Source organism: Erwinia sp. 2186 (assembly GCF_057812255.1).
In genome coordinates, this window is sequence record NZ_CM173824.1 from 4,208,136 (window position 1) to 4,222,961 (window position 14,826).

The 14,826-nt window shown below is 62.1% G+C and carries 14 protein-coding genes; 12 read left to right on the forward strand and 2 right to left on the reverse strand.

Annotation, left to right across the window (positions count from 1 at the left end):
• Positions 1-4 precede the first annotated feature (4 nt).
• The 3 genes from ACXKZG_RS19655 to aroQ are packed head-to-tail and all read left to right on the forward strand — an operon-like array spanning position 5 to position 2,529.
• Positions 5-1,264 carry a gallate dioxygenase gene (locus ACXKZG_RS19655; protein ID WP_455864201.1) on the forward strand — a complete coding sequence of 420 codons (1,260 nt, stop codon included), beginning with the start codon at positions 5-7 and terminating at the stop codon, positions 1,262-1,264.
• Entirely contained in the window at positions 1,264-2,088 is an 825-nt protein-coding gene (locus ACXKZG_RS19660) for an amidohydrolase family protein (RefSeq protein WP_488875324.1), read from the forward strand. The genes ACXKZG_RS19655 and ACXKZG_RS19660 overlap by 1 nt, the downstream gene beginning before the upstream one ends.
• 9 nt (positions 2,089-2,097) lie before the next feature.
• Positions 2,098-2,529 carry a type II 3-dehydroquinate dehydratase gene (aroQ, locus tag ACXKZG_RS19665; protein ID WP_013200574.1) on the forward strand — a complete coding sequence of 144 codons (432 nt, stop codon included), beginning with the start codon at positions 2,098-2,100 and terminating at the stop codon, positions 2,527-2,529.
• Here the strand turns inward: aroQ and ACXKZG_RS19670 are convergent.
• Positions 2,524-3,759 (reverse strand): LysR family transcriptional regulator, encoded by a 1,236-nt coding sequence (locus ACXKZG_RS19670; protein WP_106381798.1) that lies wholly within the window; start codon positions 3,757-3,759, stop codon positions 2,524-2,526. The two genes, aroQ and ACXKZG_RS19670, sit on opposite strands and share 6 nt — an antisense overlap.
• 126 nt (positions 3,760-3,885) lie before the next feature.
• On the opposite strand from ACXKZG_RS19670, the gene galB reads away from it, so the two are divergent.
• From galB to ACXKZG_RS19710, 8 genes are read left to right on the forward strand one after another with little or no spacing between them, the layout of a single operon-like run.
• Positions 3,886-4,629: a 4-oxalmesaconate hydratase gene (gene galB, locus ACXKZG_RS19675; RefSeq protein WP_488875325.1), complete on the forward strand. Its 744-nt coding sequence runs from the start codon at positions 3,886-3,888 to the stop codon at positions 4,627-4,629.
• The gene (locus ACXKZG_RS19680; protein ID WP_488875326.1) at positions 4,626-5,339 is read left to right on the forward strand and encodes a 4-carboxy-4-hydroxy-2-oxoadipate aldolase/oxaloacetate decarboxylase; all 714 of its coding nucleotides are present in this window, start codon (positions 4,626-4,628) and stop codon (positions 5,337-5,339) included. Before galB ends, ACXKZG_RS19680 begins: the two co-directional genes overlap by 4 nt.
• Before the next feature lies 1 nt (position 5,340).
• Complete coding sequence (locus ACXKZG_RS19685; RefSeq protein WP_488875327.1) at positions 5,341-6,441, forward strand: 4-oxalomesaconate tautomerase; 1,101 nt, start codon at positions 5,341-5,343, stop codon at positions 6,439-6,441.
• Positions 6,441-7,325 (forward strand): NAD(P)-dependent oxidoreductase, encoded by an 885-nt coding sequence (locus ACXKZG_RS19690; protein ID WP_488875328.1) that lies wholly within the window; start codon positions 6,441-6,443, stop codon positions 7,323-7,325. Before ACXKZG_RS19685 ends, ACXKZG_RS19690 begins: the two co-directional genes overlap by 1 nt.
• Before the next feature lies 1 nt (position 7,326).
• Positions 7,327-7,776, forward strand: coding sequence for a GlcG/HbpS family heme-binding protein (locus tag ACXKZG_RS19695; RefSeq protein WP_151038389.1), 450 nt, complete (start codon positions 7,327-7,329; stop codon positions 7,774-7,776).
• Positions 7,777-7,802: 26 nt separating this feature from the next.
• A complete protein-coding gene (locus tag ACXKZG_RS19700; protein WP_488875329.1) occupies positions 7,803-8,321 on the forward strand; it encodes a sugar dehydrogenase complex small subunit in 519 nt (172 codons plus the stop codon).
• Positions 8,314-9,927 carry a GMC family oxidoreductase gene (locus ACXKZG_RS19705; protein ID WP_488875330.1) on the forward strand — a complete coding sequence of 538 codons (1,614 nt, stop codon included), beginning with the start codon at positions 8,314-8,316 and terminating at the stop codon, positions 9,925-9,927. The genes ACXKZG_RS19700 and ACXKZG_RS19705 overlap by 8 nt, the downstream gene beginning before the upstream one ends.
• On the forward strand, positions 9,924-11,225 hold the full coding sequence (locus tag ACXKZG_RS19710; protein WP_488875331.1) for a c-type cytochrome: 1,302 nt from the start codon (positions 9,924-9,926) through the stop codon (positions 11,223-11,225). The genes ACXKZG_RS19705 and ACXKZG_RS19710 overlap by 4 nt, the downstream gene beginning before the upstream one ends.
• 47 nt (positions 11,226-11,272) lie before the next feature.
• On the opposite strand, the gene ACXKZG_RS19715 is transcribed toward ACXKZG_RS19710, so the two are convergent.
• Positions 11,273-12,592: a gluconate:H+ symporter gene (locus ACXKZG_RS19715; protein ID WP_013200564.1), complete on the reverse strand. Its 1,320-nt coding sequence runs from the start codon at positions 12,590-12,592 to the stop codon at positions 11,273-11,275.
• 177 nt (positions 12,593-12,769) lie between these two features.
• Here ACXKZG_RS19715 and ACXKZG_RS19720 point away from each other — a divergent pair, with 177 nt between their 5' ends.
• Positions 12,770-14,779 (forward strand): 2,4-dienoyl-CoA reductase FMN-binding domain-containing protein, encoded by a 2,010-nt coding sequence (locus ACXKZG_RS19720; RefSeq protein ID WP_488875332.1) that lies wholly within the window; start codon positions 12,770-12,772, stop codon positions 14,777-14,779.
• Positions 14,780-14,826 lie beyond the last annotated feature (47 nt).

A 14,826-nucleotide genomic window follows, 5' to 3' on the forward strand; every position in this document is an offset into this window, starting at 1 on the left:
AACTATGGCTACTATCATCGGCGGTCTGGCCGTCTCACACACGCCAACCATTGGCTTTGCAGTCGACCATAACAAGCAACAGGAAGGGGCCTGGGCGCCTATTTTCGACGGCTTTGCGCCTATGCAACGCTGGCTGGAAGAGAAGAAACCGGACGTGCTGCTGTACGTGTTTAACGATCACGTCACCTCCTTCTTCTTCGATCACTATTCGGCCTTTACGCTGGGCATTGATGAGCAGTATGCGGTGGCGGATGAAGGCGGCGGCCCGCGCGATTTGCCGCCGGTTCAGGGGCATGCGGCCCTGTCGCAGCACATTGGTGCCAGCCTGATGGCCGATGAATTCGATATGTCGTTCTTCCAGGACAAGCCGCTGGATCATGGCCTGTTCTCACCGCTGTCCGCACTGGCACCCTGCGATAACGGCTGGCCTATGCAGGTGGTTCCGCTGGCGATTGGCGTGCTGCAATTCCCGATCCCGTCTGCCCGCCGCTGCTTCAAACTCGGCCAGGCGCTGCGCCGCGCGGTGGAAAGCTTCCCGGAAGATCTGAAGGTGGCGGTCGTCGCCACCGGCGGCGTTTCTCATCAGGTGCACGGTGAACGCTGCGGCTTTAACAACCCGGAGTGGGATGCGCAGTTTGTCGATATGATCGTCAACGATCCGCAGCGTCTGACCGAAATCACTCTGGCCGAATACGCCACGCTGGGCGGGCTGGAAGGGTCGGAAGTGATTATGTGGCTGGTGATGCGCGGCGCGCTGTCTGCCAACGTGGAAAAGCTGCATCAGGCCTATTATCTGCCGTCGATGACCGGCATCGCCACGCTGATCCTTGAAAACCAGGCGAGGGAAGCGCCGGTGGATGTGCATCAGCGCCAGCGCGATAAGATCAACCTGCAGCTCAGCGGCGTGGAGAAATTGCCCGGCACCTATCCGTTCACTCAGGCGCGCAGCCTGAAGGCATTACGCATCAACAAATTCCTGCACAAGATGATCCAGCCCGCGTGGCGTGAGCGCTTCCGCAACGAACCCGAGGCGCTGTATGACGAAGCAAAACTGACCGAAGAAGAGCGCACGCTGATTAGCTCGCTGGACTGGCGCGGGATGATCCATTACGGCGTCAGCTTCTTCCTGCTGGAGAAACTGGGTGCGGTGGTCGGCGTCTCCAACCTGCATATCTACTCCGCGATGCGCGGCGTGTCGCTGGAAGAGTTCCAGCAAACCCGCAATCAGCAGGTGCTCTACTCTGTTGCGGGGAAAGCGTCCTGATGACCTCGTTGCCCATTATTGACTGCCACCATCACGTGTTCGATCCGGCGCAGTTTCCCTATGATGCCAACAGCGGCTACCATCCGGACGGTCACGAGCTGGCCACGCCGGCCTACTATCAGGCGGTGATGGAAGCCTACAACATCCGCCATTCGTTGATGGTCGGCCCGACCTCGGCCTATAACCTCGATAACCGCTGCATGCTGGAGGCGATCCGCCAGTCCGGTGGCCGGGCGAAAGGCATTGCGGTGACGCCGCGTGACGTGGACAGCAATACGCTGGCGGCCCTGAAGGATCGCGGCGTGGTCGGTATTGCCTTTAATGTCGCGATGCTCGGCACCGGCCCTTTTTTACAGCTCGACGATCTGATGGCGAGGCTGGCGGAGCTGGAGATGTTTGCGCAGATCCAGGTGCAGGATGATCAGCTGCTGGCGCTGATGCCGCTGCTGAACCGCACCCGCACCAAACTGATCTTCGACCATTCCGGGCGACCGGACGTTAACGCCGGGCTGTCGCAGCCGGCATTCCGGGCGCTGCTGTCGCTGGCGGGTCAGGATCGGACGTCGGTCAAACTGTCCGGCATGGCCAAGTTCTCGCAGCAGCGCTATCCGTGGCACGATGCGCAGCCGTATGTGCTGGCGCTGCTCGACGCCTTTGGCGCGGATGCCTGCCTGTGGGGTTCTGACTGGCCGTTCCTGCGCGCCACCGAACGGATGGACATGGGCACCCAGCTGCTGCTGCTGGAGAAAATGATCCCCGACGAAAACACCCGCCGCAAAATCCTGTGGGACACCCCAAAGCGCCTGTTTGGCTTCGACGACTGAGGAAAACGCATGAAAACCATTTATGTTCTGAATGGCCCGAACCTGAATTTGCTGGGCACCCGCGAGCCGGAAACCTATGGCTCCGACACGCTGGAAACGGTGGAAAAGCTCTGCCGCGATACCGCTGCCGAACTGGATATCGCTCTTGAGTTTCGCCAGACCAACCATGAAGGGGAAATGATCGACTGGATCCAGCAGGCGCGTTTGCAGGCCGATGCGCTGGTGATCAACCCGGCCGCCTGGACGCACACCTCGGTGGCGATCCGCGATGCGGTGACCGGCGTGGCGCTGCCGCTGTGGGAAGTGCATATTACCAACGTGCACAAGCGCGAAGCCTTCCGCCATCACTCGTTCCTGTCGGATGTCGCGCAGGGCGTGATTTGTGGTTACGGCATTCGTGGCTACCGCTATGCGTTGATCGAAGCGGCCCGTTCTTTATAAGCGCGGCTCGCTGCCGTGGCACACCTCGCGCAGAAAGCCGATCAGCGCGTCGGCCGCCGGTGACGGCAGGCTGCCGGTGCGGTAGCTCAGCCCAATCGCCCGTCGGGTATCCGGCAGGGCGATCGGCAGCACCACCAGCTCCTCGGACGCCAGCTCAAACTCCAGCTGGTGCGCGGAGACGGCGGCCAGCATATCGGAATCGCGCAGCAGGCCACGCACCAGCGCCAGATCGCCGCTCTCGACCACCGGATCCGGCGTCGGAATGCCCATCGCCAGGAAGCAGTTATCCAGCAGATTACGGGCGGGCGTATGGGAACGCGGCAGCACCCAACGCGCCTCGCGCAGCGCCTGGGTGCTGACCGGTGCCTGCGCCAGCGGGTGATCGCGTCGGGCCACCAGCACCATCTCTTCCGCAAACAGCGGTTCGTTGCTGATATCGTTGATCTCTTCGGTGTTACGCAGCGCACCAAAGATAAAGTCGATCTCGCCGGATCGCATTTCAGACGTCAGCATGCCCCAGGCACTTTCGCTGGTAACCACCTTGATGCCCGGATACCGCGCGGTCAGCCGCACGATCGCCTGCGGCAGCAGTCTTGTGCGGCCGAGCGGTAAGGCCCCCACGCGCACCGTCCCTTCCAGCACCCCTTTGCGGGCGGCAATATCCGCCGGAATATGCCGCAGCTCGTTGAGGGCACGGCGAATGTTCGGCTCGATTTCCCGTCCCGCCAGCGACGGGATCATGCCGTGCGGCGTGCGTTCCAGCAGTGCGATGCCCGCGCCGTTTTCCAGCACCTTGAGCGCGGCGCTGACCGCCGGCTGGCTAAGCCCCAGCTGCTGAGCAACCGACTGCATATGCCGGGTCTGGCACAGCCTGACGAAGATTTGCAGGCGACGGACGTTGAACAGCCACAGCGGTTCTGACTCCGCCCTGCCGCCTTTGCCCTGCAGTTTGCTCAGCAATAACGGGATGGCGTGCAGCTCATCTATCGCCCGTTCGGCGCGCGGCAGAATGCATTTCCCCAGGTCGGTCAGGCGCATACCGCCCGCATGACGCTCAAATAACGGCACGCCTAAAGTGAGTTCCAGATCGCGAATGGCGCGGGTGATCGCCGACTGGGTACGAAATAATTCATCGGCTGCCTTTGAGACACTTCCCTGAACCACAACCTGACTAAATGCCCTGATTTGCATCAGGTTTGTCAGTTCCTGCCGGGTAATTTCCTGTGCCATTTCCGCTCCTTCTCAACCTGTGATCTGAGCCAAACTATAAATAAAACGCATACCCACTGCAATCAAATGAATTATCCGGGGATTCGCCCGCGTGACAGCATGAAAAAAACGCAAAGGAACCCGAATATGACTGAGTTAACTTCCCCGAAAACCGCTCTGGTGGTCAGCGCTCACTCTGCCGATTTCGTCTGGCGTGCCGGCGGCGCCATCGCGCTGCATCAGCAACAGGGCTATCAGGTGCATATCGTTTGCCTGTCCTTTGGCGAGCGCGGCGAATCGGCCAAGCTGTGGCGTAAAGGGCCGTCGATGACCGAAGCGCAGGTCAAAGCATCCCGCCGCACGGAGGCGCAGGCCGCCGCCGAAATCCTCGGTGCCAGCATCGAATTTTTCGATCTCGGTGACTACCCGCTGTGTGCGGACAAAGAGACGCTGTTCCGCCTGGCGGACGTCTATCGCCGCGTGCAGCCTCACTTTGTGCTGACCCATTCCCTGCAGGATCCCTACAACTACGACCATCCGATGGCGACTAATCTGGCGCAGGAAGCGCGAATTATCGCCCAGGCCGAAGGCTACCGTCCGGGCGAGAAGATCGTTGCCGCACCGCCGGTGTACTGCTTTGAGCCGCACCAGCCCGAGCAGTGCAACTGGAAGCCGGACGTGCTGCTGGATATCACCCGCGTCTGGGACAAAAAGTACGCGGCGATCCAGTGTATGGCCGGGCAGGAACACCTGTGGGAGTACTACACCCGCGTGGCCCAGCAGCGTGGCGTGCAGGCGAAACGCAATGTCGGTATCACCGCCGCCCGCGATATCATTTACGGCGAGGGCTATCAGAGCATCTTCCCCCGCGTGACGGAGGATCTGGCATGAGTGCGATCGGTCAAAAAGGCGTTGTGGTGCGTAATATCCCGCGCGCGGATAACAAGGATATCGCTTCGCTGGCGACATCCGGCGTGGCAACGGTGCATGAAGCCCAGGGTCGCAAAGGGCTGCTGGATCACGCCATCCGTCCCCTTCAGCAGAACAAATCGGTGGCGGGCAGCGCCGTCACCGTGCTGCTGGCACCGGGCGATAACTGGATGTTTCACGTCGCGGTTGAGCAGTGTAAGCCCGGCGACATTCTGGTGGCGGTGCCGACTTCCCCGTGCGTGGATGGCTTCTTCGGCGATCTGCTTGCCACCTCGCTGAAGGCGCGCGGCGTGATTGGCCTGATTGCCGATCACGGCGTTCGCGACTCGCGCACGCTGCGTGAGATGGGCTTTGCGGTCTGGTCCCGCGCGGTGTTTGCGCAAGGCACGGTGAAAGAAACGCTCGGCTCGGTCAACGTGCCGGTGATCTGCGCCGGTCAGCTGATCAATCCTGGCGATGTGATTGTCGCCGATGACGATGGCGTGGTGGTAGTGGCGCGCGGCGAAGCGGCGCAGGTGGCGGAAAGCGCCCGCAAGCGCGAAGCGCTGGAAGAGAGCAAACGCGTGCGCATGGCGGCGGGCGAACTGGGTCTGGACATCTACCAGATGCGCCCACGGTTGGCCGAGAAAGGCCTGCGCTACCTGGACACCCTTGACGATCTGGAGACCTAATATGCGCCAGCGCCGCCTGCCCTGCCTGCTGATGCGCGGGGGAACCTCAAAAGCCGCCTGCCTGCTGGCCAGCGATCTGCCTTCAGACGCGGATCGTCGCGATCGCGTGCTGCTGGCGCTGATGGGATCGCCGGACAGCCGCCAGATCGACGGCCTGGGCGGTGCCGATCCGCTGACCAGCAAAGTGGCGATCGTCCGGCGATCCGAACGTGCCGATGCCGATGTCGATTACCTGTTTGCCCAGGTCAACGTCGACAAGGCCATCGTCGATTACGGCCAGAACTGCGGCAACGTGCTGGCGGCGGTTGGTCCGTTTGCCATCCAGCGCGGGCTGGTTAAGGCCGGCGATCCGCTCACGGAAGTGCGGATCTTTATGCAGAACACCGGGCAGATTGCGGTCGCGCAGATCGCCACGCCAGACGGCGAAGTCTGCTACGACGGCGATCTGAAGATCGACGGCGTGCCGGGCACGGCGGCGGAGGTACTGCTGAATTTCAGCGATATCGCCGGATCCAGCTGTGGCTCTCTGCTGCCAACCGGCCAGCCGCGCAATGTCTTCGACGGCATCGAAGTGACCTGCATCGATAACGGCATGCCGGTGGTGCTGTTGCGGGCCGCCGATCTGGGCCGTACCGGCTACGAGAGCCGCGAGCAGCTGGACAACGATCCTGAACTGAAGCAGCGGCTGGAATCCATCCGCCTGCAGGCCGGTCCGTTAATGAATCTGGGTGACGTCAGCCAGCGCACCGTGCCGAAGATGACGCTGCTTTCGGAACCACGTCAGGGCGGCACCATCAACAGCCGCACCTTTATTCCGCACCGCTGCCACGCCTCGATTGGCGTGCTGGGCGCGGTGAGCGTTGCCAGCGCCTGCCTGGTGGCGGGCAGTGTCGCCAACGGCCTCGCCCGGGTCGGCACCGCACGCGATCAGCGGCTGAGCGTCGAGCATCCCGGCGGCGAATTTAGCGTGCTGTTGCAGCGCGATGATCGCCTTCAGCTGACCGGCGCCGGACTGCTGCGCACCGCCAGACTGATTTTTGCCGGTGAGGTGATGATCCCGGCGTCCGTCTGGCCGCTTTCCTCATCACAGGAGACGCTGTAATGACAAAAATAACCTTTATTGGCTTTGGTGAAGCGGGCGGCATTCTCGCCGCGGCGCTGGCGAAACAGGCTGAAGTCACGGTGTGGGACCGCAAGTTCGATCGCGCCGAATGCCGCGCGGCGATGGTGGAGAAAGCCGATGGCGCGGGTGTGCGCGTGGCCCGCTCGCTGGGCGATGCGCTGGACGGGGCCGAACTGATCTTCTCCGCCGTCACCGCTTCTGAAGCGCTGAACGTGGCGATGGCCGCCGCCGCCGATCTGCACCCTGGCCAGACCTTCCTCGATCTGAACTCGGTGGCACCGGCCACCAAACTGGCGGCCGCCGAACTGATTGAGGCCCGTGGCGCGAACTATATCGATGTGGCGGTGATGGCCCCGGTGCCGCCAGCGGGGCTGAAAACGCCGCTGCTGATTGGCGGTAAAACGGCGGAAGCCCTGAACGTCACGCTGCGCTCGCTGGGGATGAACAGCCAGTATCGCAGCCGCGACGTGGGCGAAGCCTCCGCGATCAAAATGTGCCGCAGCGTGATGATCAAAGGGTTGGAAGCGCTGACCACCGAATGCCTGAGCGCCGCCCGTCAGTACGGTGTGGAACAGGCGGTGCTGGACTCGCTGCATGCCAGCTTCCCGTCGCTGGGCTGGAATGCCGCTCTGCCGGATTACCTGATTAGCCGGGTGGCGGAGCACGGCCAGCGCCGCGCAGAAGAGATGCGCGAAGTGGTACAAACCCTGCAGGACGTCAACGTGGTCCCGGCGATGAGCCAGGGCATCGTCACCACACAGCAAGGGCTGGTCGATGCGCTGGCGCAACGTGACCTCAACTATCAACAGCTTACCCCCTTTGTCTGGCAGCATACGCTGGACCGGATTTACGTTAAGGACTGATATGAAACCGTTATTTTTCGCCGCCAGCCTGCTGCTGGCCTCGGCAGGATCCTGCGCCGCCGCAGGCCTGAATGCCGCCCAGGCTGACCAGGTGCTCAACCACGTCAAAGAGAGCCTTGCCGCCGCCAACAGCACCGGCTGTGTGGCGGTGGTCGATGCCAGTGGACTGCTGGTCGCCTTCCAGCGTTTTGATAACGCGCCGCCGGGCTGCGTGAACGCCTCAATCGGCAAGGCCCGCACCTCCGCCCTGTACCACGCGCCGTCGCTGAAGTTTATGCAGCGCCTGCAACAGGGCGAAACCACCGTGCTGGCAATCCCGCAGGCGGTCGCCCTTGGCGGTGGCTTCCCGCTGACCCTGCACGGTGAGATTGTCGGTGCGGTTGGCGTCAGCACCCCCAAACAGGAACTGGATAATCAGGCCTCAGAGTCGGCCGCTACCGCGCTCAACTGAGCGCAACCCGTAAAGGATTTCACCTTATGTCGCTTACACGTCGCCGACTGTTAGTCGGCTCGACGGGCCTGTTGGTTGCTGGCGCGTTGAGCCAGTGGCTGCCCGCATTTGCCCGTGCGCCGCTGGCGTCGGCCATTACGGTGCCCGCAAATTTCGTCTCGCTGTCGCAAACGCTGACCGGCATGGATCGCCCTGATGCACTGCTGGCGCAGCGCCTGTACAGCTGGCTGCATCAGCGGATCGACGGATTGGACAACCAGCTGATCGGCCTGAGCGACCTGCTTCATCGCCAGCCTGCGCTGCAGGGCGATGCGCTGCTGGCGGCGATGGCTGACCAGCCGGCGGCGGTGCAGGAACTCTATCAGACGCTGGTTTCCGGCTGGTATCTCGGCGTGGTGAACCGCCAGAAGCCGGAATGCGTGGCGTTTGAGAATATCGTCAGTTATCGCGTGGTTAAGACCTCGTTGCTTCTTCCGAGCTATGCGCCGGGTGAAGCCAATTTCTGGACGCAACCGCCAGGCAAGGAGAGCAATGCACATGGCTGAGAATGTAAGCGCAGATGTGGTGGTGATTGGCGCCGGGATTGCCGGTTCGCTGGCCGCCCTGAAAATGGTCAAGGCCGGGGTTTCGGTGCTGATGCTGGAATCCGGCCCGGAAATCAAACGGGACCAGGCCGTGGAGTATTTCCGTCACTCGCCGTTTAAGGGCGATTTCACCGAACCCTATCCGCCAGAGCCCTGGGCACCGCAGCCCAAATTTATCCCGGTGGATAATCACTATCTGATCCAGAAAGGGCCGGATCCTTATCGCGCACAATACCTGCGCGGCACCGGCGGCACCACCTGGCACTGGGCGGGTCAGGCATTTCGCCTGCTGCCCAACGATTTCCGCCTCAACACGCTGTACGGCGTCGGCCGCGACTGGCCGCTGAGCTATGCCGATCTGGAACCTTATTACTGCGATGCGGAAGCCCAGATGGGCGTATCGGGCGATGACGATCTCAACTCGCCGCGTTCGCGTCCCTATCCGCTGCCCGGCATTCCGCTGCCTTACGGCTTTGAGCGGCTGAAAGCCCGTCTGGCGCCGCTGGGCTACGACGTGGGGATTGGCCCGCAGGCGCGCAACAGCATTCCTTACGATGGCCGCCCGGCCTGCTGCGGCAACAACAACTGTATGCCGGTCTGCCCGATTGACGCGCAGTATCACGGCGGCATTTCGGCCCGTAAGGCGCTGGATGCCGGGGTGAAAATCATCGCCAACGCGGTGGTCTACAAGATTGAGGCCGACGACCAAGGCGTGATCCAGGCGGTGCATTACCTTGACCGCAATAAAGCCAGCCATCGGGTCACCGGCAAGCAGTTCGTACTGACCGCCAACGGCATTGAAAGTCCGAAACTGCTGCTGCTCTCCACCAGCGATCGCTATCCCAACGGCATCGCCAACAGCTCCGGCATGGTCGGCCGCAACCTGATGGATCATCCGGGTTCGTCCGTTGAATTTTATGCCGACGAGCCGGTGTGGTTTGGTCGTGGGCCGATGCGGCCTGGCAGCATCAACAACCTGCGTGATGGTGACTTCCGCAAGGATCGTTCGGCGTTGCGTGTCGATCTGGCGAACACCTCGCCGGTGCGCTATCTTACCGAAAGGCTGGTGAAACAGGGCTTCTATGGCCGGGCACTGAACGACAAGCTGCGCTGGCAGGCCGAACGTTTTGTGCAGCTGAAATGCCTGCTGGAGATGCTGCCGGAACCGGAAAACCGCGTGGTGCTGAGCAAAACCGAAAAGGATGCCTGGGGCATTCCCCGGCTGGAAGTGTATTACCGCTTCCCGGACTACGTTCACCGTGGCTATGACCAGTCGATGCAGGATTTTAAAAAGATGGTGGCAGAGATGGGTGGCACCGAGGCGGTGTACAGCAAGCGCGGCGTTTACGATAACAATCAGCATATTACCGGCACGATGATCATGGGCAGCGATCCGAAAGACTCGGTGGTGGATGCGGACTGTCGCACTCACGATCACCCGAATCTGTATATCGCCGGCACCGGCATTATGCCGTCAGCCTCGACGGTGAACTCCACGCTGACCGGCACCGCGCTGGCACTGCGGATGGCCGATACGGTGCTGAAAAGCCTGGGAGCAACCGCATGAAGCGCACCCTGCTGGCACTCTCCCTGACTGCGGTGATGTGTACTGCCGCCCATGCCGATCCGGCCCAGATCGCGCGCGGCAAATACCTGGCAACGGCGGCTGACTGCTCGGCCTGCCACACCGCGACCAACGGCAAACCCTTTGGCGGCGGCTTTGCGGTCAGCACGCCGTTCGGGCAGATTTACGGCACCAATATTTCCTCCGATCCCGAGTACGGCATCGGTAGCTGGAGCGAGGACGAGTTTGTCGCGGCGGTGCGCGATGGCGTTGGCAAAGGCGGCAAGCAGCTTTATCCGGCGATGCCGTACGACGCCTTCAGCAAAATGCGCCGCGAAGATGTGCTGGCGATCCGCGCGTACCTGCTGGCTTTGGCCGCCGTACATGTTGCCTCGCCGGAAACGCAGCTCGGCTTCCCGTACAACCAGCGTTGGGGACTGCGCTTCTGGAAATGGCTGAACCTGGATAAAGGCGCGCTTAAGCCCGATCCGGCGCAAAGCCCGCAGTGGAACAACGGCCGCTATCTGGTGGAAGCGCTGGCGCACTGCGGCACCTGCCACACGCCGCGTAATATCACCAAGGGCATGGATAATGGCAGCCCGCTGTCCGGCGGCGATTTGGGCGGCTGGATGGCGTGGAACATCACGCCGGATAAAAACGCTGGTATCGGTAACTGGAGCGAAAAGCAGCTGGTCACCTACCTGAAAACCGGCTTTGTCGCCGGACGCGCCAGCGCCTCCGGGCCGATGGCGGAAGCCGTTGAGCACAGCCTGCAATATCTGCCGGACAGCGACCTGCAGGATATCGCGCTGTACCTGCGCAGCGTGAAGCCGGTTGGCGATGATAAGCAGACCAAACCACGCGATGACTGGGGGCAGCCTACCGCCACCGTCAGCCAGCTGCGGGGAAGCTCAGACGCCTGGCGCCGTGAGAACGCCGGCGCAGTGGTGTTTGCCGGCAACTGTGCCAGCTGCCACGGTGCGTCGGGCGGCGGATCGGGTACAGGCTTTGGCGCCTATCCTTCGCTCAGCCACCACACCACCACCGGCGCGTGGGACAGCCGCAATCTGATTTCGGTGGTGCTGAACGGCGTCCACCGCAAGATGAGCCAGGGCGAAGTGTTTATGCCGCCGTTTGCGCCGGAGCTGAGCGATGAACAGGTGGCCGACGTCGCCAACTTTGTCAGCCGCGAGTTCGGCAATCCGGCGGCTGCGTCGGTAACGGCAAAGCAGGTGGCTGAACGTCGGCAGGAAGCGAAACTCGCCTCGCCGCCGGTGTATGGCCAGGGGGATAAGCCTTAGGGGTTACTGCCCGATCGTCCCACCGAGGGGAGATCGGGCGGGAATCATCAGTGAATAATGGCGTTGAGGATCAACACCCCGCCGAGGCCGAGGAACGAGATCAGCGTTTCCATCACCGTCCAGGTTTTCAGCGTTTCCACCACGGTCAGATTGAAGTAGCCCTTAAACAGCCAGAAGCCCGGATCGTTGACGTGCGAGGCGATCACGCTGCCGGATCCCACCGCCAGCACCATCAGCGCAGGATCGGTATGGGTGATGGCGATAATCGGCGTAACGATCCCGGCGGTGGTGATCGCCGCCACGGTGGCCGATCCCAGCGCCACGCGCAGCATTGCCGCCACGGTCCAGCACATCAGCAGCGGCGACAGCGACGAGCCTTTCATCAGGTCAGCGATATAGTTGCCAACGCCGCTGTCGACCAGCACCTGCTTGAACGCCCCGCCGCCGGCGATGATAAAGACAATCATGGCGATGGCGGCAATCGAGCTGCCGCACATCTCCATCACCTCTTCCATCTTACGGCCGTTGCGCAGGCCCAGCGTCAGCACCGCCACCACGACCGAAATAAACAGCGCCACGGCCGGATTACCAATAAATTCAAAGAACTGACGCAGCGCATTCTCTTTCGGCATGGTCAGCTCGCAGATCGCGGCGATGGCCATCAGGATCACCGGGATCACCGCCGCAAAGATGCTGATCCAGAAGCCCGGCATTTCGTGTTCTTCAAAGATCTTCGGATTGAACAGGCCTTCCGGCGGTTCGCGCTCGAAGCTTTTCAGGAAACGGGAGAAAATCGGCCCGGCGACGATCACCGTCGGAATGGTGATGATCAGCCCGTACAGCAGCGTGGTGCCGATATTGGCGCCAAAGATGGTGGCGATCGCCGTCGGGCCCGGGTGCGGCGGCAGGAAGCAGTGGGTCACCGACAGGGCGGCGACCATCGGCACGCCGACGTACAGCAGCGGCATCTGCGCCGCCGCCACGATGGTAAACACCAGCGGCAGTAACAGCACGAAGCCTACTTCATAAAACATCGCCAGACCGACAATCAGCCCGGTGACCACCAGCGCCCATTGCAGATGCTTTTTACCGAAGGCGGCTATCAGCGTGGTGGCCACCCGCTGCGCCGCGCCGGTATCGGACACCAGCCTGCCGAGCATGGCACCAAACCCGAGGATCATCGCCAGGCTGCCCAGCGTGCCGCCGATGCCTTTTTGGATCGAGGCCACCACCGCCAGCGGCGTCATGCCTTCCGCCACGCCGACCACCGCCGAGACAAACACCAACGCAATAAAGCCATTCACTTTGAAGACGATCATCAGCACCAGAAGCAGGATCACGCCAACCGCTATGATGGTTACAGGCATGCTAATTCCTTGAAGAAAAGAGTCAGAGGATGCATTAGGTGTAGTTGCTTCTTTCGCGCTACGCCGCTGAAAAAGCGCAATACCTGGCGGCACATCACACTCCGGTTAACAACACTTTAACAATGGGCTTTTCATCGCTACAGTAGCACTCATCCGACCACTCACTTTCAGGGTCTTATGAACACTTCCTTGTTCTCTCCGCTTGATTTGGGTTTTACCCAGTTGAAGAACCGCGTGCTGATGGGCTCCATGCATACCGGGCTGGAAGAGCACCCGGACGGGCCGCGCCGTCTGGCCGCCTTCTATGCCGAGCGCGCGGCGGCGGGCGTGGCGCTGATTGTTACCGGCGGCATTGCGCCGTCGGCGGAAGGCGTGGTGATGGCCGGCGCGTCGGTGCTTAATCATGCGGATCAGCTGGCGCATCATCGCCCGGTCACCGACGCGGTGCACCAGGCCGGCGGCAAAATCGCGCTGCAAATCCTGCATGCCGGACGCTACAGCTATCAGCCTTCGCTGGTTGCCCCTTCGCCGCTGCAGGCCCCAATTAACCCGTTTAAGCCGCATGAGCTTAATGGCGACGATATTCTGGCGCTGATCGGCGACTTTGCGCACTGCGCCGCACTGGCGAAAGAGGCCGGGTATGACGGCGTGGAGATCATGGGATCGGAAGGCTATCTGATTAATCAGTTTCTGGCGGCACGCACCAACCAGCGCCAGGACGACTGGGGCGGTGATGACAGCCGCCGCATGCGCTTTGCGGTGGAGATTGTTAAGGCGGTGCGGGAAGCGGTCGGCCGGGAATTTATCATTATCTTCCGCCTGTCGATGCTGGATCTGGTTGAACAGGGCAACACCCTGCCGCAGAGCATCCGGCTGGCGAAAGCCATTGAGCGCGCGGGGGCCAGCCTGATCAACACCGGCATCGGCTGGCACGAAGCGCGGATCCCCACCATCGCCACTTCGGTGCCGCGCGGCGCGTTTGGCTGGGTCACCCGGGAACTTCGCCAGCACCTGAGCATTCCGCTGATCGCCACTAACCGCATTAATCATCCTGACGTGGCGCAAGCCCTGCTGGATGAGGGCTGTGCGGATATGATTTCGATGGCGCGGCCGTTCCTCGCCGATGCAGAGTGGGTCAGCAAGGCCCGCGCCGGGCACAGCGACCGGATCAATACCTGTATCGGCTGTAATCAGGCCTGTCTGGATCAGATTTTCGCCGGCCGGATCACCTCCTGCCTGGTGAACCCGCGCGCCTGCCATGAAACCGAGATGCCGGTTACGCCGACGCAGAACGTAAAACGGCTGGCGGTGATTGGCGCCGGTCCGGCGGGGCTGGCGTTTGCGGTCAATGCCGCCGCGCGCGGCCATCAGGTGACGCTGTTTGACCGTGCGGCTGAGGTTGGCGGCCAGTTTAATATTGCCCGGCAGATCCCTGGCAAAGAAGAGTTCAGCGAAACCCTGCGTTACTACCGTCGCCAGCTGGCGTTGACCGGCGTGACTCTGAGGCTGAATGAAGCGGCCCGCGCTGAGCAACTGACCGAATTTGATGAGATCGTGCTGGCGACCGGCGTTACCCCGCGCCTGCCGGACATCCCCGGCCTGGATCACCCTTCCGTGCTCAGCTATCTGGACGTGTTGCGCGATAAAAAGCCGGTCGGCCCGCGCGTGGCGCTGATTGGCGCTGGCGGAATTGGTTTCGATACTGCCGAATACCTCAGCCAACACGGGCCGTCCACCAGCCTGGATATTGCCGCCTTTTGCCAGGAGTGGGGCATCGATCGGACCCTGCAACAGCCCGGCGGACTGGTGCCGCCGGTGCTGCCGACGGCGGAACGGCAGATCTGGTTATTGCAGCGCAAGCCCGGAAAACCGGGGGCCGGACTGGGTAAAACCACCGGCTGGATCCACCGCGCCAGCCTGCAAATGCGGGCGGTGAACATGTGGGGCGGCGTGCAGTATCTGAAGATTGATGACCGCGGCCTGCATATTCTGCGCGAGGGCGAGCCGCTGCTTCTGGCCGTCGATAACGTGGTGATTTGCGCCGGTCAGGAGCCTAACCGTCAGCTGGAAGCTTCGCTCACCCGCCTGGGTAAGCCGCTGCATATTATTGGCGGTGCGGATGTGGCGATGGAGCTGGATGCCCGCCGCGCGATTGCGCAGGGCACCCAGCTGGCGCTGTCGATCTAAACGACGGCGTTTTACGTGCCTGGCAGAGGCGATCCTGCCAGGCGGTT